General features: G+C 70.4%; 16 protein-coding genes, 1 pseudogene and 1 riboswitch. Of the genes and pseudogenes, 7 read left to right on the top strand and 10 right to left on the bottom strand.

Going from position 1 to position 23,695, the window contains the following annotated elements:
• Window positions 1-178: 178 nt before the first annotated feature.
• The 5 genes from AOZ53_RS18435 to AOZ53_RS18415 form a co-directional block, all read right to left on the bottom strand.
• Complete coding sequence (locus AOZ53_RS18435) at window positions 179-2,179, bottom strand: ribonucleoside triphosphate reductase (protein WP_054475014.1); 2,001 nt, start codon at window positions 2,177-2,179, stop codon at window positions 179-181.
• Between the two features lie 139 nt (window positions 2,180-2,318).
• Complete coding sequence (locus AOZ53_RS18430) at window positions 2,319-2,669, bottom strand: DUF3325 domain-containing protein (protein WP_054430615.1); 351 nt, start codon at window positions 2,667-2,669, stop codon at window positions 2,319-2,321.
• The gene (locus tag AOZ53_RS18425) at window positions 2,666-4,279 is read right to left on the bottom strand and encodes a PepSY-associated TM helix domain-containing protein (protein ID WP_082385675.1); all 1,614 of its coding nucleotides are present in this window, start codon (window positions 4,277-4,279) and stop codon (window positions 2,666-2,668) included. The genes AOZ53_RS18430 and AOZ53_RS18425 overlap by 4 nt, the downstream gene beginning before the upstream one ends.
• Window positions 4,280-4,456: 177 nt before the next feature.
• Window positions 4,457-5,449, bottom strand: coding sequence for a Bug family tripartite tricarboxylate transporter substrate binding protein (locus AOZ53_RS18420; protein ID WP_054488819.1), 993 nt, complete (start codon window positions 5,447-5,449; stop codon window positions 4,457-4,459).
• Window positions 5,450-5,461: 12 nt separating this feature from the next.
• The gene (locus tag AOZ53_RS18415; RefSeq protein WP_054488817.1) at window positions 5,462-6,886 is read right to left on the bottom strand and encodes a M20 family metallopeptidase; all 1,425 of its coding nucleotides are present in this window, start codon (window positions 6,884-6,886) and stop codon (window positions 5,462-5,464) included.
• A 145-nt stretch (window positions 6,887-7,031) separates the two neighbouring features.
• Here AOZ53_RS18415 and AOZ53_RS18410 point away from each other — a divergent pair, with 145 nt between their 5' ends.
• A complete protein-coding gene (locus AOZ53_RS18410; protein ID WP_054430608.1) occupies window positions 7,032-7,958 on the top strand; it encodes a LysR family transcriptional regulator in 927 nt (308 codons plus the stop codon).
• 30 nt (window positions 7,959-7,988) lie between these two features.
• Here the strand turns inward: AOZ53_RS18410 and AOZ53_RS18405 are convergent, their stop codons facing one another.
• Genes AOZ53_RS18405 through AOZ53_RS18395 form a run of 3 tightly spaced genes read right to left on the bottom strand, consistent with a single transcriptional unit; the run spans window position 7,989 to window position 15,288 of the window.
• A complete protein-coding gene (locus tag AOZ53_RS18405; protein ID WP_054488815.1) occupies window positions 7,989-11,048 on the bottom strand; it encodes an efflux RND transporter permease subunit in 3,060 nt (1,019 codons plus the stop codon).
• Entirely contained in the window at window positions 11,045-14,122 is a 3,078-nt protein-coding gene (locus AOZ53_RS18400) for a multidrug efflux RND transporter permease subunit (protein WP_054488813.1), read from the bottom strand. The genes AOZ53_RS18405 and AOZ53_RS18400 overlap by 4 nt, the downstream gene beginning before the upstream one ends.
• Complete coding sequence (locus AOZ53_RS18395; protein WP_054488811.1) at window positions 14,119-15,288, bottom strand: efflux RND transporter periplasmic adaptor subunit; 1,170 nt, start codon at window positions 15,286-15,288, stop codon at window positions 14,119-14,121. The genes AOZ53_RS18400 and AOZ53_RS18395 overlap by 4 nt, the downstream gene beginning before the upstream one ends.
• 169 nt (window positions 15,289-15,457) lie before the next feature.
• Window positions 15,458-15,528: riboswitch (Fluoride riboswitch) on the top strand.
• Window positions 15,529-15,643: 115 nt separating this feature from the next.
• On the opposite strand from AOZ53_RS18395, the gene AOZ53_RS18390 reads away from it, so the two are divergent.
• Together AOZ53_RS18390 and AOZ53_RS18385 are read left to right on the top strand one after the other, a co-directional pair.
• Entirely contained in the window at window positions 15,644-16,957 is a 1,314-nt protein-coding gene (locus AOZ53_RS18390) for a voltage-gated chloride channel family protein (RefSeq protein WP_054488809.1), read from the top strand.
• Between the two features lie 17 nt (window positions 16,958-16,974).
• Entirely contained in the window at window positions 16,975-17,343 is a 369-nt protein-coding gene (locus AOZ53_RS18385) for a DUF190 domain-containing protein (protein WP_054430603.1), read from the top strand.
• Between the two features lie 21 nt (window positions 17,344-17,364).
• Here AOZ53_RS18385 and AOZ53_RS18380 read toward each other — a convergent pair whose 3' ends face one another.
• Window positions 17,365-18,303 (bottom strand): LysR family transcriptional regulator, encoded by a 939-nt coding sequence (locus AOZ53_RS18380; RefSeq protein WP_054430602.1) that lies wholly within the window; start codon window positions 18,301-18,303, stop codon window positions 17,365-17,367.
• A 127-nt stretch (window positions 18,304-18,430) separates the two neighbouring features.
• Here AOZ53_RS18380 and AOZ53_RS18375 point away from each other — a divergent pair, with 127 nt between their 5' ends.
• Together AOZ53_RS18375 and AOZ53_RS18370 are read left to right on the top strand one after the other, a co-directional pair.
• Window positions 18,431-19,585 (top strand): FAD-dependent oxidoreductase, encoded by a 1,155-nt coding sequence (locus AOZ53_RS18375; RefSeq protein ID WP_054488869.1) that lies wholly within the window; start codon window positions 18,431-18,433, stop codon window positions 19,583-19,585.
• Window positions 19,586-19,655: 70 nt separating this feature from the next.
• On the top strand, window positions 19,656-20,471 hold the full coding sequence (locus AOZ53_RS18370) for a hypothetical protein (RefSeq protein WP_054488807.1): 816 nt from the start codon (window positions 19,656-19,658) through the stop codon (window positions 20,469-20,471).
• A 19-nt stretch (window positions 20,472-20,490) separates the two neighbouring features.
• Here AOZ53_RS18370 and AOZ53_RS18365 read toward each other — a convergent pair whose 3' ends face one another.
• Window positions 20,491-21,741 (bottom strand): NnrS family protein, encoded by a 1,251-nt coding sequence (locus AOZ53_RS18365; protein WP_054488805.1) that lies wholly within the window; start codon window positions 21,739-21,741, stop codon window positions 20,491-20,493.
• Window positions 21,742-21,985: 244 nt separating this feature from the next.
• Between AOZ53_RS18365 and AOZ53_RS18360 the strand changes: the two genes are divergently transcribed.
• Entirely contained in the window at window positions 21,986-23,245 is a 1,260-nt protein-coding gene (locus AOZ53_RS18360) for an MFS transporter (RefSeq protein WP_054488803.1), read from the top strand.
• Window positions 23,246-23,269: 24 nt separating this feature from the next.
• Window positions 23,270-23,695: pseudogene (locus AOZ53_RS18355) on the top strand (nitrate/nitrite transporter); the annotation flags it as partial.

Raw genomic sequence — 23,695 nt, 5'->3', positions numbered from 1 at the left:
ACACGGGGCGGTGATAGCCCATGACGCGGGTCCAGACTTCGCAGCGCACGCGCTGGCTGTCGTCCAGATGGACGGCCTGCGGGGCGATGGCTTGCGGGGTGATCACGGTTTGCATGATGGCTCCTGGGGAAAGGGCCGGGCGGGGATCGCCCGGGGAAAAACTCGATGGCCGGCGCGGTCAGGCCGGCGCGCAGCACGAAGCCTGCTTCGCCAGCAGTTCGGCGTCGCACTTGGGGCAGAACTCGTGGTGCCCGGCCAGATAGCCGTGGTTCGGGCAGATCGAGAACGTCGGCGTGACGGTGATGTACGGCAGCCGGAAATTCGACAGCGCGCGCCGCACCAGTTCCTTGCAGGCGCTGGCCGACGACACGGCCTCGTTCATGTACAGGTGCAGCACGGTGCCGCCGGTGTACTTGCCCTGCAGCGCTTCCTGCAGGGCCAGCGCCTCGAACGGATCGTCGGTGTGGCCCACCGGCAGCTGGCTGGAGTTGGTGTAGTAGGGCTGGGCCTCGGTGCCGGCTTGCAGGATGCCGGGATAGCGCTTGCGGTCCTCGCGGGCGAAGCGATAGGTGGTGCCTTCGGCCGGCGTGGCCTCCAGGTTGTAGAGGTGGCCGGTCTCCTCCTGGAACTCGGTCATGCGCGCCCGCACCCGGTCCAGCAGCCGCACCGCCAGCGCGTGGCCGGCCGGCGTGGTGACGTCGTCGGCGCCGTCGCTGAAGTTGCGGATCATCTCGTTGATGCCGTTCACGCCCAGCGTGCTGAAGTGGTTGCGCAGCGTGCCGAGGTAGCGCCGGGTGTACGGATACAGGCCCTGGTCGATGTAGCGCTGCACCACCTTGCGCTTGGTCTCCAGCACGTCGCGGCCCAGGCCCAGCAGCAGGTCCAGGCGCGCCATCAGCGCGGCCTCGTCGCCGCGGCAGGTATGGCCCAGCCGCGCGCAGTTGACCGTCACCACGCCCACCGAACCGGTCTGCTCGGCCGAGCCGAACAGGCCGTTGCCGCGCTTGAGCAGCTCGCGCAGGTCCAGCTGCAGGCGGCAGCACATGGAGCGCACCATGTGCGGCTCCAGGTCGGAATTGAGGAAGTTCTGGAAGTACGGCAGGCCGTAGCGCGCGGTCATCTCGAACAGGCGCTCGGTGTTGGGGTGGTCCCAGTCGAAGTCGGGCGTGATGTTGTAGGTGGGAATCGGGAAGGTGAACACGCGCCCCTTGGCGTCGCCGGCCATCATCACCTCGATGTAGGCGCGGTTGATCATGTCCATCTCGGCCTGCAGGTCGCCATAGGCGAACGGCATTTCCTCGCCGCCGACGTAGGGGATCTGCTCCTTCAGGTCGGCCGGGCAGGTCCAGTCGAAGGTCAGGTTGGTGAACGGCGTCTGCGTGCCCCAGCGGCTCGGCACGTTCAGGTTGTAGATCAGCTCCTGCATGCACTGCTTGACCTCGGCGTAGGTCATCGCGTCGCGGCGGATGAAGGGCGCCATGTAGGTGTCGAACGAGCTGAAGGCCTGGGCGCCGGCCCATTCGTTCTGCAGCGTGCCCAGGAAGTTGACGATCTGGCCGATGGCCGCCGACATGTGGCGCGGCGGCGTGGCCTCGATCTTGCCGGGGATGCCGTTGAAGCCCTCGGTCAGCAGCTGGCGCAGCGACCAGCCGGCGCAATAGCCGCTGAGCATGTCGAGGTCGTGGATGTGGATGTCGCCGTCGCGGTGGGCCTGGCCGGCCTCGGGCGTGAAGACGTTGGACAGCCAGTAGTTGGCGGTGACCTTGCCGGCCACGTTCAGGATCAGGCCGCCCAGGCTGTAGCCCTGGTTGGCGTTGGCGTTGACGCGCCAGTCGCGCTGTTCCAGGTATTCCTCCATGGCGCTTTCCACGTCCACCAGGGTGTGGCGCAGCGCGCGCAGGCGGGCGTGCTGCTCGCGGTAGACGATGTAGGCGCGGGCGGTGCGCCAGTAGCCGGCCTTGACCAGCGTTTCCTCGACCTGGTTCTGGATGGTCTCCACGCCGGGGCAGACGTTGCCCTCGGCGGCCAGCGCCGCGATCACCGCGCTGGCCAGTCCCTGCGCGACGTCGGCGTCCAGTTCTCCGGTGCTGCGGCCGGCGGCGGCGAGTGCCGCCGCGATCTTGTCGCGGTCGAATGCGACGACCCGGCCGTCGCGCTTGAGGATGTGTTGGAGTTGCATTGCTGACACCATATGTTGTGGGGTAGGAAAACTCTACCACCACCTATGGTGTCAAAAACCGGGCCGCCGAGGCGTTTGTCAGGCCGGCTTGATGCCGGTCAAACGGCCCCGGCCGGGCCGGGGCGGGCGCAATGCGGCCCTAGAAGCCGAAGCCGACCCCGGCGATCGAGATCACCACCGCGAGCGCGGCGGTGCGCATCGCCGGGCGCGGCGACCACGACAGCATGCCGACCCACAGCAGCGCGCCGGCCGACAGCCAGCCCAGCCAGGCCACCACGCCCACGGTGTTGCCCCACAGGCCGACGCAGGGCAGCAGCGCCAGCAGCAACAGCAGGATGCCGGCGGCGCGCAGCACGCGGGTGTGGTTGGCGGAGGGATCGCGGCCCCAGACCTGGTCGTAGTGGCGCGGCATCGCCAGGCTCAGGCAGGCCATGCCCGAATAGGTCAGCAGCAGCGCCATGGCGATGCCGTATGCGTCGTTCAGATTCATGCCGTGGCTTCCTGGGGCGGTCGGGCGTTGCGCGGCGGCGGCGCCGACAGCGGCTTCTTCCGCAATCGTAGCGCGGCCCAGCCGGCCGCCAGACCGGTGGCCACGGCCGTCAGTTCGACGCCGGCGCTTTCCCAGTCGCCGCGCGCGATCTGCGCCAGCGGATGGTCGCCGATCGTCGCCAGCGACAGCAGCGGCAGCAGCAGGCACAGCGCCGACAGCGCGGCCAATTGCCCGATCCACGCGCGCCGCGGCGTGCATAGCCAGGCGTGGGCCAGCGTCAGCGCCCAGATGATGAAGAACGCGCGCAGCTCCCAGCCGGCGCGCTGCGGCAGCGCCACCGGCAGCAGGCGGTTGGCCCACAGATAGCCGACGCAGGCGATCGCCAGGCCGGCCAGCGCGGCCACGTTCAGGCCCTCGATCAGGCGGTAGACGCGCGCGGTGGCGGCGCCGAATTCGTGGCCCATCTTGTTGCGGCGCTTGACCATGAACAGCACCGCGCCGGTGCCCATCATGGCGGCGCCGGCCAGGCCGCACAGGAAATACAGCCATTTCACGGCAAGCCCGCCGAACTTGACCATGTGCAGGTCGGCCATCACCTGGCGCGTCAGCGGCGCGGCGCCGCCTTCGACGCCGCCGGGCGCGCGCAGGCGCAGCAGTTCGCCGCTGGCGCCGGAGAATTCGGCCATGCCGCTGGTGCTGCTGATGTGGACCTGCTGGTCCGCCGTCTCGTTCCAGCCATAGACCGCGATGCGCATCGAGCCGTCTTCCGGATTGTTGATGACGATGGCGCGCGCGGTCTGCCCGATCAATTGTTCGGCGCGGGCCACCAGCGGTTCCAGCGCCGGCACGGCCAGCGCGGCGCCGGTCGGCGTCGGCCGGTCTTCGCGGGAGAGTTCGGCAAGATACTGGCGGGCGGCCTCGGCGCCGCTGCCATAGGCCGCGGCGATCGGCGCGGGCATCAGCGTCAGGGCCGAGATCACGATGCCGGTGTAGGCGATCATGAACTGGAACGGCAGGGTCAGCACCGCCGTGGCGTTGTGCGCGTCCAGCCACGAGCGCTGGCCTTTCTTTGCGCGGAAGGTGAAGAAGTCCTTGAAGATGCGCTTGTGCGTCACCACGCCCGACACCATCGCCACCAGCATCGCCATGGCCGCGAAGGCCACGATCCACACGCCCAGCGGCTGGGCATGCAGGTTGTAGTGGAAGTCGACGAAATGGTTGCCGCCGAACGTGGCGCGGCCTTGCGCGTGATGCGCTTCCTCTGGCAGTTCCTGGCCCGTCTCGGGATCCAGTTCGGCGTCGGCGTATTGGCCGTCGCGATCGAACCAGTACGCCACCAGGCCGTTGTCGTGAAAGCGGTCGACCGGCCAGATCTCCCACATGCCGGCGCCGGGGTGATGCTGCGCCATGTACTGCACCGCCAGGTCGAGCCGGCGCGCGCGATCCACCTTGACGGGCTCGCGCGCCGCCGCCTCGGCCTCGGCCGCGTGGTGCTCGGGCGTCATCCAATGGGTGATGGGTTCGGCGAATACCGCCAGGGTGCCCGTCAGGAAGACGGCGAACAGCAGCCAGGAAAACCACAGGCCGACCCAGGTGTGGAGCCAGGCCATGGACAAACGGAACGTGGGTTTCAGAACGCGCCTCGTTATTTTTCGACCCGGCCGCGGACCGGTGTCTTTTATTGAGAATGGTTCTGATTCTAGTCGAAATGGGGTCGGAATAGGACCATTCCGAAGCCCGCGCGCCGGCGAGGCCCGCGACAGGGCCCGCTGGCAGTGGCGGGCGGCTCAATCCAGCTTGATGTCGGCGCGCCGGCCGACTTCGCCGAAGGTCTGCAATTCCTGTTCCATCCGCGCCTTGAAGGCCGGGCCGTCCAGGTAGACCGGCTCGAGCGCCAGGTCGTTGACGGCGCGCTGCACCTGCGGATCGCGCATGATGTCCGCGACCGCGTCGTTCAGCTTCCGCAGCACCGGCGCGGGCGTGCGGGCCGGCGCCACCAGCCCGTACCAGCCCACCATCGACACGCCCGGCAGGCCGCTTTCAATGAAGGTCGGCACGTCCGGCAACTGCGGCACGCGGTGTTCGCCGGTGACGGCCAGCGCGCGCACCTTGCCGGCCTTGACCTGCGGCGCGGCCGACGACACCGTGTCCACGCCCAGCGCGATCTCGCCGCCGATCAGGGCGGTGATGAACTGCGCGCTGCCCTTGTAGGGCACCGGCGTCATCTTGGCGCCGGCGGCCTCGGCGAACATTTCACCCACCAGGTGCGGCGCCGATCCCGGGCCGAAGGTGCCGTACATCAGGCCGCCGCTGGCGGTCTGGCGGCGGGCCAGGTCGGCCGCCTGCTGCGCGGTCTCGGCCGGCAGGCTGTTCTGCACCAGCAGCAGCACCGGCGCCAGCGCCACGATGGCGATGTGCTCGAAGCTGCCGCGCGGATCGTAGGGCAGGTCGCGCTTGAGCGCCGGCAGCACGGTGTAGGTGGTGCTGCCCGACAGCATCAGCGTGTAGCCGTCGGGCTGGGCCTGCGCCACGGCGTTGGCGCCGATGACGGTCGAGGCGCCGGGCCGGTTCTCGACGATCACGGCCTGGCCCAGCTTGCCCGACAGCCGGTTGGCCAGCAGCCGGGCCACGGCGTCGGTGGCGCCGCCGGGCGTGAACGGCACCACCAGTTTGATGGCCTGTTCGGGGTAGGCGGCATGGGCGGCGGGCGCGCCCACGGTGGCTTGCAGGGCAAGGGCCGAAAGGCAGGCCAGCGCGGCGGCGCGGATTCTGGCGATCATGGTCGGGTCCGGTCAGGGTTGGGCAATGGTAACGGTGTTGCGGGCGGCCAGGCGCAGCGCGGCGCCCTGGTCGCCCAGGTCGCAGAACAGGCCGGCCATGATGGCCAGGCCCTCGCGCGCCACGCTGCCCAGCAGATGCTCGTTGGGCGCGTGCTGGGCGCAGGCGGGGTAGGAATGCGGCACCCACAGCGTGGGCAGGCCGAGCAGGTCGGCGAAGATGTCGTTGGGCAGCGAGCCGCCCAGGTTGGGCAGCAGGGCCGGCCGCAGCCCCGTGCTGCGCTCGATCGAGGCGGCGGCCCAGCGCACCCACGGGTTGTCGGGCGACAGCCGGGTGGCGCCGGCCTGCATGCCGACGCGCACCTGCACGTCGCCGAAGCCGGCCTCGTCGAGGTGGGCGCGCACGTGGCGTTCCAGCGCCTTCCAGTCGGTGCCGACCACGAAGCGCAGCTGGCACCAGGCCGAGGCGGCCGGCGGAATGGCGTTGACCGGCTTGGCCGGATCGCCGGCGCCGAAGGTCAGCACGTCCAGGCTGTTCCAGCCGAACACCTGTTCCGCGGGCGACAGCCCCGGTTCGCCCCAGTCGCTGTCGATCGCGGGATCGTCGGGACCGCCGCCGACCTCCAGGTCGGCCAGCGCGGCGGCCACCGGGGCCGGGATGGGCGGCGGGCGCAGGCCCGGCACCTGGATGCGGCCGCGCGCGTCCACCAGCGTGGCGATGGCGTGCGACAGGATGATGGCGGGGTTGGCCAGCAGGCCGCCCCAGTTGCCCGAGTGATAGCCGCGGTCGCGGGCGCGCAGCGACAGTTCGAAATTGACCGCGCCGCGCGAGCCCATGAACAGGGTGGGGCGGGCGGCCGCCAGGCGCGGGCCGTCGCTGGCGATGAAGACGTCGGCGGCCAGGCTCTCGCGCTGCGCCTCGCAGAACGCCGCCAGGCCCGGCGAGCCGGCTTCCTCGCCGGTCTCGATCAGCCAGGTGGCGTTGAATCCCAGCCTGCCGTCGCGCGCCCGCAGGACTTCGCGCAGCGCCGCCAGGTTGATGGTGTGCTGACCCTTGTTGTCGGCGGTGCCGCGGCCGTACCAGCGGTCGCCCTCGACCCGCAGGCGCCAGGGATCGCGGCCGGCGTCCCATTTGGCCGCGTTGCCGCGCACCACGTCGCCGTGGCCGTACAGCAGCACCGTCGGCAGCGCGGCGTCCTCGATGCGCCGCGCCACCAGGATCGGCAGGTCCACGCCGGCCGGGTTCGGATGCACCTGACAGGTGAAGCCCAGCGCCCGCAGTTGCGGCGCCAGTTCGTCGTTCAGATAGGCGTGCTGGCTGGGCGCCTGGCCCGGCTCCTCGCTCTCGGTCGGGTAGGCCACGCGGCGGGCCAGCTCGGCCTGCAGGGTGCCGTCGTCGTAGGCGTTGGTGGCGTGAAGAATGGCTTGTTCGCGGATCACAGCGGTCTCGGAGGCGAAGAAGGCACAAAGTTATTACGCTTGTTCACATGCCACAATTAGATAATTCGCATTTGATCGTTGCTATTTTGGCAATGGTTTGCGCGGTCGTTCCGGGACGCTTGGAATGGCCCGGGGGGAGAGTGTCGTGATTTCGCTCGGTTTGAGGTATTTCCTGGAGGTCGCGCGCTGCGGCTCGGTCGCCGGCGCGGCGGCCGCGCAGCACGTGGCGGCGTCGGCGGTCAGCCGCCAGATCGCCAAGCTGGAGGACGAGCTGGGCGTCGCGCTGTTCGAGCGCCAGGCGCGCGGCATGGCGCTGAGCGAGGCCGGGCGCCAGTTGGCCGCCTACGCCAGCGCCGCCGCGCTGGAGGCCGAGCGCATCGCCACCGGCATCCGCCAGCGCAGCGCGCTGGGCGACGTGACCGTGCGGCTGGCCTGTACCGAGGGTTTCGCGCATCGCTTCCTGCCGCAGTGCATGGCCGATTTCAAGCGCCTGCATCCGGAGGCGCGCTTTCATCTGCTGGTGGAGCGGCCGGAGGAGGTCAACCGTCTGATCCTGGAGGGCCTGTCGCAGCTGGCGCTGCGCTACACGGTGGCGCCCGACGAGCGCCTCAAGACCGAGCTGCTGTGCCGCGCGCCGGTCTACGCCATCATGTGCCGGCATCATCCGCTGGCCGCGCGCCGCAGCGTCGGCGTGCGCGACCTGGCGCAGGCGCCGCTGTCGCTGGGGGATCCGGGCACGACGGTGCGCGACCTGTTCGACACGGCCTGCGCCAATGCCGGCGTGCACATCGAGCCGGCCTACGTGTCCAACCACTCGGCGGCCTTTCTGCCGATGCTGCCGGGCAGCCAGATCGTGGCGTTGACGGGCTACCTGACGGTGATCGGCCTGCTCGACAGCGCCGGCCTGGTGGCGGTGCCGTTCAGCAATCCCGAAATGCGCCAGCGCAGCATCCAGGTCGTGACCTTGCGCGGCGCCCACCTGCCGCCGCTGGCGCGGGCCTTCCTGGCGCTGCTGGCCGAACGCCTGGGCGAGGCGCCGCGCGCCCCGGAACTGGCGCGCGCGGCGGATTGAGGCGCCGCAGGCGCGATGCGGACGGGCGGGTCAGGCGCGCCGCCCGGCCACCTTCAGCCGCAGCCGCTCCAGCGCCAGGTACACGATCGGCGTGGTGTACAGCGTCAGGAACTGGCTGATCATCAGCCCGCCGACGATGGTCACGCCCAGCGGCCGGCGCAGTTCCGAGCCTTCGCCCATGCCCAGCACCAGCGGCAGCGCGCCCAGCAGGCCGGCCAGGTTGGTCATGACGATGGGACGCAGGCGCAGCATGGCGGCGCGGTGGATGGCCTGCTCCGGCGTCAGGCCCTCGCGCCGTTCCAGGCCGAGCGCGAAGTCGATCATCAGGATGGCGTTCTTCATCACCACCCCCACCAGCAGGAACAGGCCGAGCAGCGCGATCAGGCTGAATTCGATATTGGCCAGCCGCAGCGCCAGCAGCGCGCCGACGCCGGCCGAGGGCAGGGTCGACAGGATGGTCAGCGGATGCAGCGGGCTTTCGTACAGGATGCCCAGCACCAGGTAGATCGCCACCAGCACGCCCAGGATCAGCCAGGGCTGGTCCTGCAGGCTCTGCTGGAAGCTGCGGGCGTCGCCGCCCAGCCGCGTCTGGATGTGGGCCGGCACCATCAGCCGCGCCATGGCGGCGTCGATGGCGGCCAGTCCCTGCTGCAGCGAGACGCCCTCGGCCAGCGAGAAGCCGACACCGACGGCGGCGAACAGGCCGTCGTGGAACACGCGGTCATTGACCAGGCCGTGCTCGTAGGTGGCGAAGGTCGACAGCGGCACGCGGCTGCCGTCGGCCGCCACCACCTGCACCCGTTCCAGCACCTCGGGGTCCTCGGTGTAGCGCGGGTCCACTTCCAGCACCACGCGATATTGGTTCATGGGGTCGTACAGCGTCGCCACCTGACGCTGGCTGAAGGAATTGCTGAGCACGCTGGCGATGGTGCGCATGTCCACGCCCAGGCGCTGGGCGGCGGCGCGGTCGATGTTGATGACCACCTGCTGGGTGGCGGCGTCGCCCACCGCGTCGACGTCGCGCAGCTCGGGAATGTCGCGCATCGCGCGCGAGATCTTGCGCGACCATTGCCGCAGCGCCGGCACGTCGCTGGCCATGATGGCCAGTTCGTGATCGCCGGAATTGCCGAAGCCGCCCGGCATGCGCAGGTCCTGGTCGACGTTCAGGAAGAACATGCCGCCCGGCACCGGCGGCGCGTTGGCGCGCAGCCAGTCGATCACCTGGGCCGAGGATTCGCGCCGCTCGGCCACGGGCTTCAGGCGGATCAGGAACAGCGAATTGCTGATGCCCAGGCTGCCGCCGTTGTAGCCGATCACGTCCTGCACCGCCGGATGCTTGAGCACCAGCTGGCGGTAGACGTCGATCTTGGGCTGCATCACCTGGAACGAGAAGCCGTCGTCGCCGCGCACGAAGCCCATCAACTGGCCGGTGTCCTGCTGCGGCAAGAAACCCTTGGGCGCCTGCGCGTACAGGTAGGCGTTCAGCGCCACCACCGCGGCCAGCAGCAGCAGGGTCAGGCGGGCGTGGCCCAGCACCCGCGCCAGCGACGCGCCGTACCACTGGTGGGCGCGGGCGAATGCGGCGCGCAGCCGCGAGGGCCGCGGGTTGGCCTCGGCGGGCGGGCGCAGCCAGCGCGCGCACAGGCTGGGAATGATGGCGACCGACACCACCAGCGAGATCAGGATGGCCGCCACCAGCGTGATCGAGAACTCGCGGAACAGCCGTTCCACCAGCCCGCCCATGAACAGGATCGACACGAACACCACCGACAGCGCCAGCGTCATCGCCACCAGCGTGAAGCCGACCTCGCGCACGCCGCGCAGGGCCGCCTGGCGCGGACCCAGGCCGCGCTCGAGGTGGCGCGAGATGTTCTCCAGCACCACGATGGCGTCGTCCACCACCAGGCCCGCGGCGACGATCAGCGCCATCAGCGACAGGTTGTTGAGCGAGAAGCCCCACAGGTACATGACGGCGAAGGTGGCGATCAGGCACACGGGGATCGCCACGCTGGGAATGGCGGCGGCGCGGGCGCTGCCCAGGAACAGCCATACCACCAGGATCACCAGCCCGACCGCCAGCCCCAGCGTCACGTGGGCCTCGCGCAGCGTGGCGTGGATGCCGGGCGAGCGGTCCAGCACCACGGTCAGGTCGACGTCGGCGGGCATCAGCGCGCGCAGGCCGGGCAGGGCCTGGTTGATGGCGGCGATGGTCTCGATGATGTTGGCGCCCGGCTGGCGGCTGATGGTCAGCACCACCGCCGGGTCGTGGTTGTGAAAGCCGCTGCTGTAGCGGTTCTCGACCGAGTCGCTGACGCGCGCGATCTGCGCCAGCCGGATGGTGGCGCCGTCCTGGTGGCGCACGATCAGGCCGTTGTAGTCGTCGGCCGTGCGCGGCTGGCCGGGCGTGCCGACCTCCCAGCGCTGGTCGGCCGAGTCGAGCTGGCCCTGCGGTCCCATGGGGGCGGCGTTGGCGATGGACTGGCGCAGGTCGTCGAGCGCCATGCCATAGTGCGCCAGCGCGTTGGGGTTAACCTGCACCCGCACCGCCGGCAGCGAGCTGCCGCCCAGCGTCACTTCGCCGACGCCGACGATCTGCGAGAGTTTCTGCGCCAGCACCGTGGCGCCCAGGTCGTAGAGCCGGCCGGCGGGCCGCGTCGGCGAGCTGAGCGCCAGCGCCATGATGGGCGCCTGCGACGGGTTGACCTTGCGGTAGGTGGGGTTGCCGGGCATGCCGGACGGCAGCTCGGCGCGGGCGGCGTTGATGGCGGCCTGCACGTCGCGCGCGGCCGCGTTGATGTCGCGGTCCAGCGCGAACTGCAGCAGCACGCGGGTGGCGCCCTGGTTGCTGGAGGAGCTCATGGCGCTGACGCCGGCGATGCCGCCCAGCGCGCGTTCCAGCGGCGCGGCCACGGTGCTGGCCATGCTTTCGGGGCTGGCGCCGGGCAGATTGGCCCGCACTTCGATGGTGGGAAAGTCCACCTGCGGCAGGGGCGCCACCGGCAGCAGGCGCCAGGCCACCGCGCCCAGCAGCGTCAGGGCCAGCGCCAGGAAGATGCAGGCGACGGGCCGGTGCAGCAGCGCGCGGATCATGGCGCCGGCCGGTCCGCGGCGGCGGGCGCGGTCTTGCGGCGGCCCGCGCCCAGCTGGTGGAAGAACAGGTAGACGGCGGGCGTGGTGAACAGCGTCAGCACCTGGCTGACCAGCAGGCCGCCCACCATCACCCAGCCCAGCGGCTGGCGCAGCTCGGCGCCGGAGCCGGTGGCCAGCATCAGCGGCAGGGCGCCGAACAGCGCCGCCAGCGTGGTCATCAGGATCGGCCGCAGCCGCAGCAGCGCCGCTTCGCGGATCGCCTCGCGCGGCGCCAAGCCGCGGCTGCGTTCGGCTTCGAGCGCGAAGTCGACCATCATGATGCCGTTCTTCTTGACCAGCCCGATCAGCAGGATGATGCCGATGACGGCGATCAGGTCCAGCGGCCGGCCGGTCAGCAGCAGCGCCAGCAGCGCGCCCACCGTGGCCGACGGCAGGGTCGAGAGGATGGTGACCGGATGGATCGCGCTTTCATACAGCATGCCCAGCACCAGGTACATGGTGACCACGGCCGCCAGCATCAGCCACAGGGTGTTGGACAGCGAGGCCTGGAAGGCGGACGCTGCGCCCTGCAGGCGCAGCTCGACGCTCGGCGGCATGGCGATGTCCTGGCGCGCCGCCTCGATGGCGGCGATGGCCGCGCCCAGCGAGCCGTCCGGCGGCAGGTTGAACGAGAAATTGACGGCGGGGAACTGCGACAGGTGGTTGACCGCCAGCGGCACGGCGCGCTCGCTGACCGTGGCCAGCGCCGCCAGCGGAATCGGCTGGCCGTCCGCGGTTTTCAGGTGGATGCGCTCCAGCGCCTCGGGGCTGGCGGCCAGGCGCCGGTCCACCTCCAGCACCACGCGGTACTGGTTGGACTGCGTGAACAGGGTGGCGACCTGGCGCTGGCCGAAGGCGCTGTAGAGCGCCTGGGTCACGTCGTCCATGGTCAGGCCCAGCCGCGCGGCGGCGTCGCGCGAGACCTCCAGGTAGGCCTGGCGGCCGCCGTCCTGCAGGTCCGACGAGACGTCGGCCAGCTGCGGCGCGGCGGCCAGGCGCTGGGTCAGGGCGTGGCTCCAGCGCGCCAGCAGCGCGCTGTCGGGCGAGGTCAGGGTGAACTGGTACTGGCCGCGGCTGACGCGATCCTCGATGTTCAGCTCCTGCACCGGTTGCAGGAACAGCGAGATGCCCTGCACCTGGCGGGCGCGGGCGTCCAGCCGCGCCATGATGTCGGCCAGCGGCGCGCCGCGCTCGCTCCAGGGCTTGAGGTTGACCAGCAGGCGGCCGGTGTTGAGGGTGGCGTTCATGCCGTCGATGCCGATGAAGGACGACAGGCTGGCGACGTCGGGGTCTTCCAACAGGCGTTGCGCCAGCGCCTGCTGGCGCCGCGACATGGCCTCGAACGAGGTGCTTTGCGCCGACTGGGTCACGCCTTGCAGCACGCCGCCGTCCTGCACCGGGAAGAAGCCCTTGGGCACCGCCAGGTACAGCAGGCCGGTCAGCACGACGGTGGCCAGCATCGCCAGCAGCGTCAGGCGCTGGTGGCGCAGCGTGATGTCGAGCCAGCCGGCGTAGCGCGCCTGCAGGCGGTCGAGCAGGCCGGGCGGGCGCTCGGCGTGCGGCGGCAGCAGGCGCGCGCACATCATGGGCGTCAGCGTCAGCGACACCGCCAGCGAGATCAGGATGGCCACCGCCAGCGTGATGGCGAATTCGCGGAACAGCCGGCCGACCACGTCTTCCATGAACAGCAGCGGGATCAGCACGGCGATCAGCGACAGCGTCAGCGACACCAGCGTGAAGCCGATCTGCCCGGCGCCCTTGAGCGCGGCCGCCATCGGGCTGTGGCCCTGTTCGCGGTAGCGGGCGATGTTCTCCAGCATGACGATGGCGTCGTCGACCACGAAGCCGGCGCCGATGGTCAGCGCCATCAGCGTCAGGTTGTTGGTGGAGAAGCCCGCCAGATGCATCACGCCGAACGTGCCGATCAGGGACAGCGGCACCGCCAGGCTGGGGATCAGCGTGGCCGGCAGGTTGCGCAGGAACAGGAAGGTCACCAGCACCACCAGCCCGACGGCGAAGGCCAGCTCCCATTGCACGCCGCGCACGGAGGCGCGGATGCTTTCGGTGCGGTCGGTCAGCACCCGCACCTGCACCGCCGCCGGCAGGCTGGCGGTCAGCTGCGGCAGCAGCGCCTTGACCTGGTCGGCCACCGCGATGACGTTGGCGCCGGGCTGGCGCTGGATGTTCACCAGCACCGCCGGCTGGCGGTCGACCCAGGCGGCCAGGTAACGGTCCTCGGCGCCGTCCTCGACCGTGGCGACGTCGCCCAGGCGCACCGGCGCGCCATTGCGCCAGGCCACGATCAGGTCGCGGTATTCCTGCGCGCTTTGCAGCTGGTCGTTGGCGTCCATGATGACCGAGCGCACCGGGCCGTCGAAGCTGCCCTTGGGCTGGTTGGAGTTGGCCTTGGCGATGGCCTCGCGCAGGTCGGTCAGTTGCAGCCCGCGCGCGGCCAGCGCCATCGGGTTGGCCTGCACCCGCACCGCGGGCCGCTGGCCGCCGGCCAGGCTCACCATGCCCACGCCCGACAGTTGCGCCAGGCGTTGCGTCATGCGGGTGTCGACCAGGTCGTAGACCTGCGGCAGCGGCAGCGAATCCGAGGTCACGGCCAGCGTCAGGATCGGCACGTCGGCCGGGTTGACCTTGCGGTACACCGGCGGCGTCGGCAGGTCGGACGGCAGCAGCGAGCCGCTGGCGCTGATGGCGGCCTGCACCTCCTGTTCGGCCACGCCCAGCGAGACGTCGAGCGAGAACTGCAGCGTGATCACCGAGATGCCGCTGCCGCTGGAGGACGACATCTGCTTGAGCCCCGGGATCTGGCCGAAGCGGCGCTCCAGCGGCGCGGTCACGGCGCGCGCGGTGACGTCGGGGCTGGCGCCCGGATAGGGCGTGGTGACCTGGATGATGGGGTAGTCGACCTGCGGCAGCGCCGCCACCGGCAGCATGCGCCAGGCGAGGATGCCCGACAGCAGCAGCGCCAGCATCAGGAACGAGGTGGCGACCGGCCGCAGGATGAAGGGACGTGACAGGCTCATTGGGTTTCCACGATCAGCACGTCGCGGCCGTCATGCAGGCGGTCCACGCCTTCGACCACCACGCGCTCGGCCGCGGCCAGGCCCGAGCGGACTTCGACCCGGCCGGCGTTGGCGCGGCCCAGCGTCAGGTCGCGCCGGGTGGCGCGCTGGTCGTCATCGATGACGAAGACGAAGGCGCCGTCGGCGCCGTACTGCACCGCCGCCGTGGGAATCGACAGCACGTCTTCCTGCCGCGCCAGCGCCAGCCGGATATTGACGAACTGGTTCGGGAACAGCGCCTCGTCGGCATTCTCGAACAGGGCGCGCAGCTTGACCGTGCCGCTGGCGGCGTGGATTTGGTTGTCCAGCGCCTGCAGCGTGCCGAGCGCGATCAGGCGGCGTTCGTCGGCGTCCCAGGCCTGCACCTGCAGGGCGGCGTCGCCGGCCTGCGCCTGGGCCTGGCGCAGCAGGTCCAGATGGGTCTCCGAAATCGAGAACAGCGCCGAGATCGGGCGCGTCTGCACCAGGGTGGCCAGGCCATTGGCGTCGGCGGCGCGCACGTGGTTGCCGGCGTCCACGCGCCGAAAGCCGATGCGGCCGTCGTGCGGCGCCTGGATGCGGGTCTGCGCCAGCAGGCGGCGGGCGTCGGCGACGCCGGCCGCCAGGCGCTGGCGCTGCGCGGCGTAGCTGCGCGCCTGGGCATCGGCGGTGTCCAGCTGCTGGCCCGCCACCGCTTCCTGGCGCGCCAGCTGCCGGTAGCGGCGCAGGTCGATCTCGGCATTGCCGAGCAGCGCCTCGACGCGCGCCAGTTCGCCTTCGGCCGCCGCCAGCGCGGTCTGGTAGGGGCGCGGGTCGATCTCGGCCAGCAGTTGGCCGCGGCTCACCGCCTGGCCTTCGGTGTAGTGCAGGCGTTGCAACTGGCCGTCGACCTGGCTGCGCAGCACCACCTGCGCCAGCGGCGTGACCGTGCCCAGCGCGTGCAGGTCGCGCGGCAGCGGGCCGCTGCGCGCGGCGGCGATGCCGACGGGAACCGGTTGCTGGCCGTAATTGGGAATGGCGGCGGGCGCGGGGCCTTGCAGGGCGTAGCGCCACAGCGCCCACGCGGCCAGCGCGGCCACGGCCAGGAGAGCGGCCAGCACCAGGCGCTGGCGCGAGGAGGCGGCGCCCACGGAAGGGGGCAGGGACATCTTGGTACTGCCGGGGACGGAAAGTTGGGGACAGGACGGATTCTATCTGAATAATAATTATTAGCGTTTTGGAATCAGTTTTCTGTCAGGTTGCGGCGCGGCCGGCCTGCCGCGCGGCGGGCGCATCGCGACGCGCTTGCCTCGCCGTTGGCGGGCTGCTAGCATTCGTCCGTTCGTCGGAGATGGCATTCCTCCACCAACCGCCGCGCGCCTTGCGCGGCTGATGATGCCTACAGATCCCTGGCACCGCCGGGGCTGTAGGCATTTTTTGCGTCCGCGGTTTTCTTGCCCGTGCCCGACGCATCCCGCAGCCTGGTGGATTCAGGGGAGTTTTTATCCTCGGACCCGGAACACCATGTCTCGCCCCTCCCGCCTGGAACAGTTGGAACTGCTGCCGTACATCGGCAAATGGCTCGTCATCGCCTTCATCGTCGCCTGCCTGGCGGGCGCCGCCTCGGCGCTTTTCCTGCACGCCCTGGATTGGGCGACCGCCACCCGCCTGGCGCATCCGGCGCTCATCTGGCTGCTGCCCCTCGCGGGCTTTTTCGTCGGCTGGTGCTATCTGCGCCTGGGGCGTCCGGTGGAAGCGGGCAACAACCTCATCATCGACGAGATCCACGATCCCAAGAAAGTCATTCCCCTGCGCATGGTGCCGATGGTGCTGGGGGGCACGGTGATCTCGCACCTGTTCGGCGCGTCCGTCGGCCGCGAAGGCACTGCGGTGCAGATGGGCGGGGCGCTGGCCGACCAGCTGACGCATCTGCTGCGGCTGCGCCCGGAGGATCGGCGGATCGTGCTGATGGCGGGCATCGCGGCGGGCTTTTCCTCGGTGTTCGGCACGCCCCTGGCCGGCGCCATCTTCGGGCTGGAGGTGCTGGCGATCGGCCGCATGCGCTATGACGCGCTTTTTCCCTGCGTGGTCGCGGCGATCGCGGCGGACCAGGTGGGCCAGGCCCTGGGCATCCACCACACCCATTATGCGGTGTCGCAGGTCGCGCCGCTGGGCCTGGTGAGCGTGCTGAGCGTGGTGGTGGCGGGCATCCTGTTCGGCCTGATCGGCATGGTCTTCGCCAACAGCGCGCACGCCATCGGCGCTTTCATGAAGCGGCATATCGCCTACGCGCCGCTGCGGCCCCTGGCGGGCGGAGCGGTGATCGCGGCGGCGGTGTGGGCCACCGACGGCTATCGCTACATCGGCCTGGGCATCCCCTCGATCGTGCAGGCGTTCCAGCAGCCGGCGGCGCCGTGGGACTTCGCCGGCAAGCTGCTGTTCACCGTGGCCTCGCTGGGCAGCGGCTTCAAGGGCGGCGAGGTGACGCCGCTGTTCTACATCGGCGCCACGCTCGGCAACGCGCTGGCGCCGCTGCTGCAATTGCCGTTCTCGATGCTGGCCGGGCTGGGCTTTGTCGCCGTGTTCGCCGGCGCCGCCAACACGCCCATCGCCACCATCGTCATGGCGATCGAGCTGTTCGGGCCGGACATCGCGCCGTTCGCCGCCATCGCCTGCATCGCGGCCTATTTGTTCTCGGGACACAGCGGCATCTACCACGCGCAGCGCGTGGGACACGCCAAGCACCGCGCGCTGCCCGGGGAACTGCGGCTGTCGGAACTGGGCGCGTACCGCAAGCGGCTGCGCCAGCAGTCCGTGGCGCGCACCCCTGAACAATGACCCGAGGACCTGACCCGATGACGACCGACCTGACCGCGCTGCGCCTGTACTTTCCCATTTCGGCCCGGGCCCGGGCCACGCGCTTCTGGCACCGGCTTAGCGCGCCCGCGCTCGCCCACCACCTGATCAACGCCGCGCGCCGCGCCGGCATCCAGCAGGCGGTGCTGCACCCCATCCAGTCCGGCTACCTGGCGGGCGAGCGCCTGAGCCATCATCACCCGGAGGTCACCCACATGAAGCACCCGCAATGCATCGAGCTGATCGACCGCGAAGCGGTGCTGCGGACCTTCCTGCATGACCATGCGGCCGAACTGCACAAGGTCCGGGCGGTGCTGCTCAAGTGCGAGATCCCGCTGATCCCCGGCGCCGAGCCGGCCATGGGCTGAACCCGGGCGGGTCAGGGACCCCTATGCTTGCGGCGCAGGCGCGGCGGCCGGGCCCAGGCCGACCTCGGCCAGGCGTTGCTGGATCAGATCCAGCAACGCCCGGGCCCGCGCGCTGACCGACTGGCGGTGACTGTAGACGCCCAGCAATTGCAGCGGCGCGGGTTGCAGGTCCAGCGGCACTTCGCGCAGGCGGCCGGTGGCCAGGTCTTCCTGGCATGAGGCGGCCGCCAGGATCGCGAAGCCGATGCCCTGGCGCGCGCCCACCAGCGCCAGTTCGCCGCTGTTGACGCGGTAGCGGCTGCGCACTGGCACCTTGACGATGTCACCGGCCGCGTCCACGAATTGCCACGGCATGCCCTTGAGCGCGCTCAGGGTGGTGATGCAGGGCAGCGCTTTGAGCTGGCGCGCCTGGCGCGGGGCGCCGACGCGGGCCAGCAGCGCCGGCGCGGCGACGACGATGCTGGGCAGGATGGCCAGTTCACGGGTGATGAGGCTGCTGTCGTCCTGGCGGCCGCGATGGAACACGATCGACAGATCGACATCCTCGCGCAGGGCGTCGATGCCGTCGAGGCGGGTGTCGCAGGCCAGGTCGATGCCGGGATGACGGTCGCAGAATTCCGCCAGGATCGGCGCCAGCAGCCGTGGCGCTTCGCCGGGCATGCACAGGCGCAGCGGCCCGCGCAGCGCCTGGCGGACGGCGCCCAGTTCCTCTTCCGTGGCGGCCAGGCTATCAAGCAGCGGCTTGGCCCGCTGGTACAGCAGTTGGCCGGCTTCGGTCATGCGCAGGTGGCGGGTGCTGCGTTCCAGCAGCCTCACGCCCAGCCGCCGCTCCAGTCCCGCGACATGGCGGCTGACGTTCGATGAGGGCATGGCCAGACGCCGCGCCGCGCCCGCGAAACTCTGTTCATCCACGACCGCCGCATAGACGCGAACGCTGTTCAGATCCAGGGCCTGGCCCATGATTATCCCGTTTGAGATATGAAAGGAACCCATTTTTCCATACTAGTTCTCGCATCCGGCGGAATCTACGATGCGGATCCTGTGTGCGGCGTCGGGCCGGCACGCGGAATTTGAACAGGAATTCAGCATGGACATCGGAATACTGGGCGGCGGGATTGCCGGCCTGAGCGTGGCGCTCGCCCTGCATCGGTCGGGGCATCGGCCGCGGGTCTACGAACGCGGCGCCGCGCCGGCCGCCATGGGGGGCGGCGTGACGCTATGGCCCAATGCGGGGTTCGTGCTCGACCGGCTCGGCCTGCTGCCGGACATCGCGGCGCTGGGGGGAAAGCCGGTGGCGATGCGCCGTTACGACCCCGCGGGCAATGCCCTGGGGGGACTCGACATCACCGCGCTGGATCGCCTGATGGGTTACCCGACCCATACGATCCTGCGCCGCGACCTGCTGGCCGCGCTGCTGGCGCACACGGCGCGCGCCGGCATCACGGTCGAGTATGACCACTGCGCCGTGGCGATCGAGCCGGGCGATGATGGCCGCGCCACCGCACGGTTCGGCAATGGCGTCGCCATCCGGCCGGACCTGCTCATCGGCGCGGATGGCCGGATGGACTCGGTGGCGCGTCGGTTCGTCACGGGTGACAACACGCCGGTGTACCAAGGGTTCGTGAACTGGATCGGTGTCGCGTCGGCGCCGGGCCTGGCCGATGACATCGCCATCCAGGACTATTGGGGCGTCGGCGAGCGTTTCGGCTGCGTCGCGGTGCGGCCGGATCTGGTCTATTGGGCGGGGGCCCAGGTCCGGCCGCTGTCCGCCGCCGGGCAGGGGGCGGATCCGCGCGCGGAGGTCGCCGGCCTTTTCGCCGATTGGGCCGCGCCGGTCGCGCGCATCATCCAGGCGACGCCCGCCGACGCCGTGCGCCTGATCGCCGTGCATGACCTGGACACGCCGGCGGTCTGGCACCGGGACAATGTGCTGCTGGTGGGCGATGCCGCGCATGCGCCATTGCCGACCTCGGGCCAGGGCGCCTGCCAGGCGCTGGAGGATGCCTGGCATCTGGGCCAATGCCTGGCGGCCGGGCCACGCGACCTGGAGGCGGCGCTGGGCGCCTTCACCGCGATCCGCCAGCCCAAGACCGCCGGCTTGACCGAGCTGGCCCGCGTCCATGCGCGCGGCCTGTTCGAGCGCGATCCGGAGATCTGCCGCCTGCGCGACCAGCAGGCCAGGGCGGCCGACCCGGCGGCGGCGCTACGGGGTTTGGCCAGCGCCTGGGGCGAAGGGCTGTGAACGGGGATAATACGGTTTTCCAGCCAGTTTCCGCCCCGGCGCACGCCGGGCCGCTCATAGGGTTTCATCCATGCAAGAAAATACCTCCGCCGCCGCGCTGATCGACGCGCTGCGCACCGACCGCGCCGCGTTGCAGCTGTGGCAAACCGTGGCGCGCGAGTACCAGGGCAAGCATGCCGAGGTGCTGGCGCCGCTGGAGGTCACCGAGATCGAGCTCAAGGCCAGGCTGGTGTTCTGCTTCGACCATGCCGCCAAGCAGAAGGAGCTGACCAAGGCGGAACGCCAGCTGGTGTCCGAGATCGCCGCGCAATTGGGGCAGGAAACGCTGTTCTCGATCCTGCTGGATGGCACGCCGGCCGAATGCGACGTCGAGCGCCTGAAGGCGGTCTACCGCAAGCACAGCGATTCCGACATCGACGCCGAAGTGGCCGAGGAACGCGAGGCCGAGGCGGCCGAGATGGCCGAGATGGCCGCCTCCGAGCAGGCCCAGGCAGACGCGCCCGCCACCGCGGCGACGTTCGCGCCCGACGCGCTGGCGCAGGCCGAGGCCTTGCTGGCGCTGGGGCCGGATGGCCTGGACGGCGTGCCCCAGGACACGCTCGCGCTGGCCATTCCGGTGCTGCGGGAACAACTGGCCGCGCTGAACCGCGAGCTGGCCGTGTTCGAGCGCGACTTCAAGGCCGAATACCGCTTCGATCCGGAGCAGCCGATCGACCCGGCCGACCTGATGGAAGACCTGGAGGCGGAAATCGCCGATGTGCAGGACTACATCGGCGAGCTGGAGTTCGAGCTGTCGCAGTTCGTCGACATGCAGCAGCTCAAGGCCTGGCTCAAGGCCATGAAGAAGCAGCTGGAAGCGAGCCGCCGGCGCGAAGCGCGCGGCTGAGGCCGGGGCCGCCCGGATCTCAGGGCGCCCGGCGCGGCCCGGCGGGCACGATCTTCATCAGCGGCGCGGCCGGCTTGGCCGCGGCGTCCGCGCGCGGCCGGATCATCCACGGGAAGAAGCGCCACAGATACAGGCCGAACCCCAGCGCCCAGGCGCAGGCCGAGGCGTGCAGCAGCCCCGCCGCGGCGCCGGTTGGCAGCAGGGCGGCCAGGCGCAGCAGCGCCGCCAGGATCACCAGGGCGTAGCTCAGCACCATGCTGCGGTCGGCGCGCAGCGGCCGGCCCAGGTGGCCCATCGCCGTGCGCGTGGCCATGCCGATGATCAGCACCGAGAAACCGGCCACGCCGATGACGTGCGCCGGCCAGGCTGGCCGCGCCACGTAGCCGGCCAGTTGCGCCGCGCCCGCCAGCAGGCCGATGCCCAGGCCCAGATAACCCACGTACAGGATCCACAGCAGCGGCACGCGGCGCGCGGCCCAGGGCTTCCAGGCCAGCCACTGCGCCAGCGCCAGGACGCCGGTGACCGCGAGCAGCAGCGCGGCGGCGCGCGGCGCGCCGGCCAGCAGGCAGGCAATCGCCATCACGCCGGCGCCCAGTTGCCAATGGCCGCTGCGGGTGTGGGGCGGAATCTCCAGGCCCTGCACGGCGCGCTTGGCGAAGAACGGCAGCACGCGGCGCGCGATCAGCAGCGTCAGCACCGCCATGGCCAGGAGGCCGGTGTTGAAGTAGCGCATCAGCGCCACGTAATCGCCGGCCAGGGCGGCGCGCAGGTACAGCGCATGCGCCGCGGCCAGTGCCAGCAGCAGCAGGGGCACGCCGTAGTTGCGGCGGTTGCGCGTGATCCAGACGGCGCGCGCCAGCGCGGCGGCGGCCCACAGGAAGAACAGCAGGTCGGCCGCGGCCGCGAGGGTGAACGCCGTCATGCCGGGCGCCAGGTAGGCGCCGCGCGCCACCAGCCAGACCGCGCACAGCGCCGCCAGCGGCGCGCCGCGCAGCGGATTGCGGCCGGTCCAGTTGGCGCCCGCCGTCAGCAGGAAGCCGACCGCGATGGTGGCCACGAAGCCCCACAGCATCTCGTGCGCGTGCCAGGGCATGGCGGTCAGCACGCCGGCCAGCCGGGCCGGCGCGAACACCCACAGCAGCACGGACGCCAGCGCCCAGGAACAGCCGGCCAGATACAACGGGCGGAAGCCCATTTCGGTGAAGGCGCGCCAGTTCGGCCGCGCGGCGCCGTCGGCGGCGGGTTCTTCCAGGGTGAGCAGGGTGGACATTGGGGGCCTTTGCACGGGGCGGCCGGCGTACCGACCTTTAATGTGTATTTGAAATACATATTAACGCCGTCCGGCGGATGTCGCCCACCGCGCGCGCTTGATCGCGCGCAAACGCGGCGGCTTTTCCGGGGTGACTAGTCACATCGGCAGGGGGGATTTGGTCGGCCGGCGAATGGTGGCGGGGGGCGAGGATGCCTAGGCTTGGGGCTGTCGTATTCCGTGTGCAAAAAAAGCGAGAACCACCATGGCATCAACCCACCCCTCGGCCAGCGCGCCCATGCGGGTCCTGGTATCCAGCACCTTCGCCTTCACCATCTGTTTCGCGGTATGGATGATCTTCGCGGTGCTGGGCATTCCCATCAAGACACAGCTCGGCCTGTCCGAGACCGAATTCGGCCTGCTGGCCGCCATGCCGGTGCTGACCGGCTCCCTGGTGCGGGTGCCGCTGGGCATCTGGACCGACCGCTACGGCGGCCGTCCGGTGTTCTTCGTGCTGATGCTGCTGGCGGTGGTGCCGATCTGGCTGCTGTCCTACGCCACCGAGTATTGGCAGTTCCTGGTGCTGGCGCTGTTCGTGGGCCTGACCGGCGGTTCGTTCTCGGTCGGCACGCCCTATGTGGCGCGCTGGTTTCCACGCAACAAGCAGGGCCTGGCCATGGGCGTGTTCGGCGCCGGCAATTCGGGCTCGGCCATCACCAAGTTCGTGGCGCCGGCGCTGATCGCCGCCGCCGGCGGCGCCTGGGTGATCGTGCCGCAGGTCTACGCGGTGGCCCTGCTGGTGACGGCGATCCTGTTCTGGCTGTTCTCGGCCTCGGATCCGTCGCACCGGGTGGTCGGCGGCGCCTCGCTGCGCGAGCAGATGGCGATGCTGAAGGACCCGCGCGTGTGGCGCTATTGCCAGTACTACTCGGTGGTGTTCGGCGGCTACGTGGCGCTGGCGCTCTGGATGACCAAGTACTACATCGGCGAATACGGCTTCGACATGAAGCTGGCGGCGCTGCTGGCCGCGTGCTTCTCGCTGCCGGGCGGCGTGCTGCGCGCCGTGGGCGGCTGGATCTCGGACCGCTACGGCGCCTACAAGACCACCTGGTGGGTGATGTGGGTGTGCTGGGTGGCGTTCTTCATCCTCAGCTATCCGCAGACGCACTTCACCGTCCTGACCACCGGCGGCCCGCGCCAGTTCGACATCGCCCTGGGCCCGACCAGCTTCACCATCCTGCTGTTCATTGTCGGCATCGCCATGGCCATCGGCAAGGCTTCGGTCTTCAAGTTCATCTCGGATGAGTTCGGCCAGAACATCGGCGCGGTCTCGGGCATCGTCGGCCTGGCCGGCGGCCTGGGCGGCTTCATCCTGCCGATCCTGTTCGGCGTGCTGCTCGACCTGACCGGCGTGCGTTCCAGCGCCTTCATGTTGCTGTACGGCACGGTCTGCGTCTCGCTCATCTTCATGCATTTCAGTTTCCGGCCCGAAAGCGCCGCCACCGCGCGGCGGCAAGCCGCCTGATCCCGACCTCACCGGAGAAAACCTATGTCTTCCCATGTCCTGGCGCGCTGGGAGCCGGAAAACCCCGGCTTCTGGAAACAGACCGGCGCCCGCATCGCCAACCGCAATCTGTGGATTTCCATTCCCGCGCTGATGCTGGCGTTCAGCATCTGGATGCTGTGGAGCGTGGTGGTGGTCAATCTCGACCGCGCCGGCTTCATGCTGTCCAAGAACCAGCTGTTCTGGCTGACCGCGCTGCCGGCGCTGTCGGGCGCCACGCTGCGCATCTTCTATTCGTTCCTGGTGCCGGTGTTCGGCGGCCGCAAGTGGACCGCGATCTCGACCGCCTCGCTGCTGATCCCGGCGCTGGGCATGGGCTTCGCGCTGCGCGACCCGACCACCTCGTTCCCGACGCTGCTGATCCTGGCGCTGCTGTGCGGCCTGGGCGGCGGCAACTTCAGCTCCAGCATG

It is taken from the genome of Achromobacter sp. 2789STDY5608621, assembly GCF_001299375.1.
Classification (GTDB): domain Bacteria; phylum Pseudomonadota; class Gammaproteobacteria; order Burkholderiales; family Burkholderiaceae_B; genus Achromobacter; species Achromobacter insuavis.
Note: the sequence above shows the minus strand (reverse complement) of the source record. Positions and strands in the feature narration are given on the sequence as shown.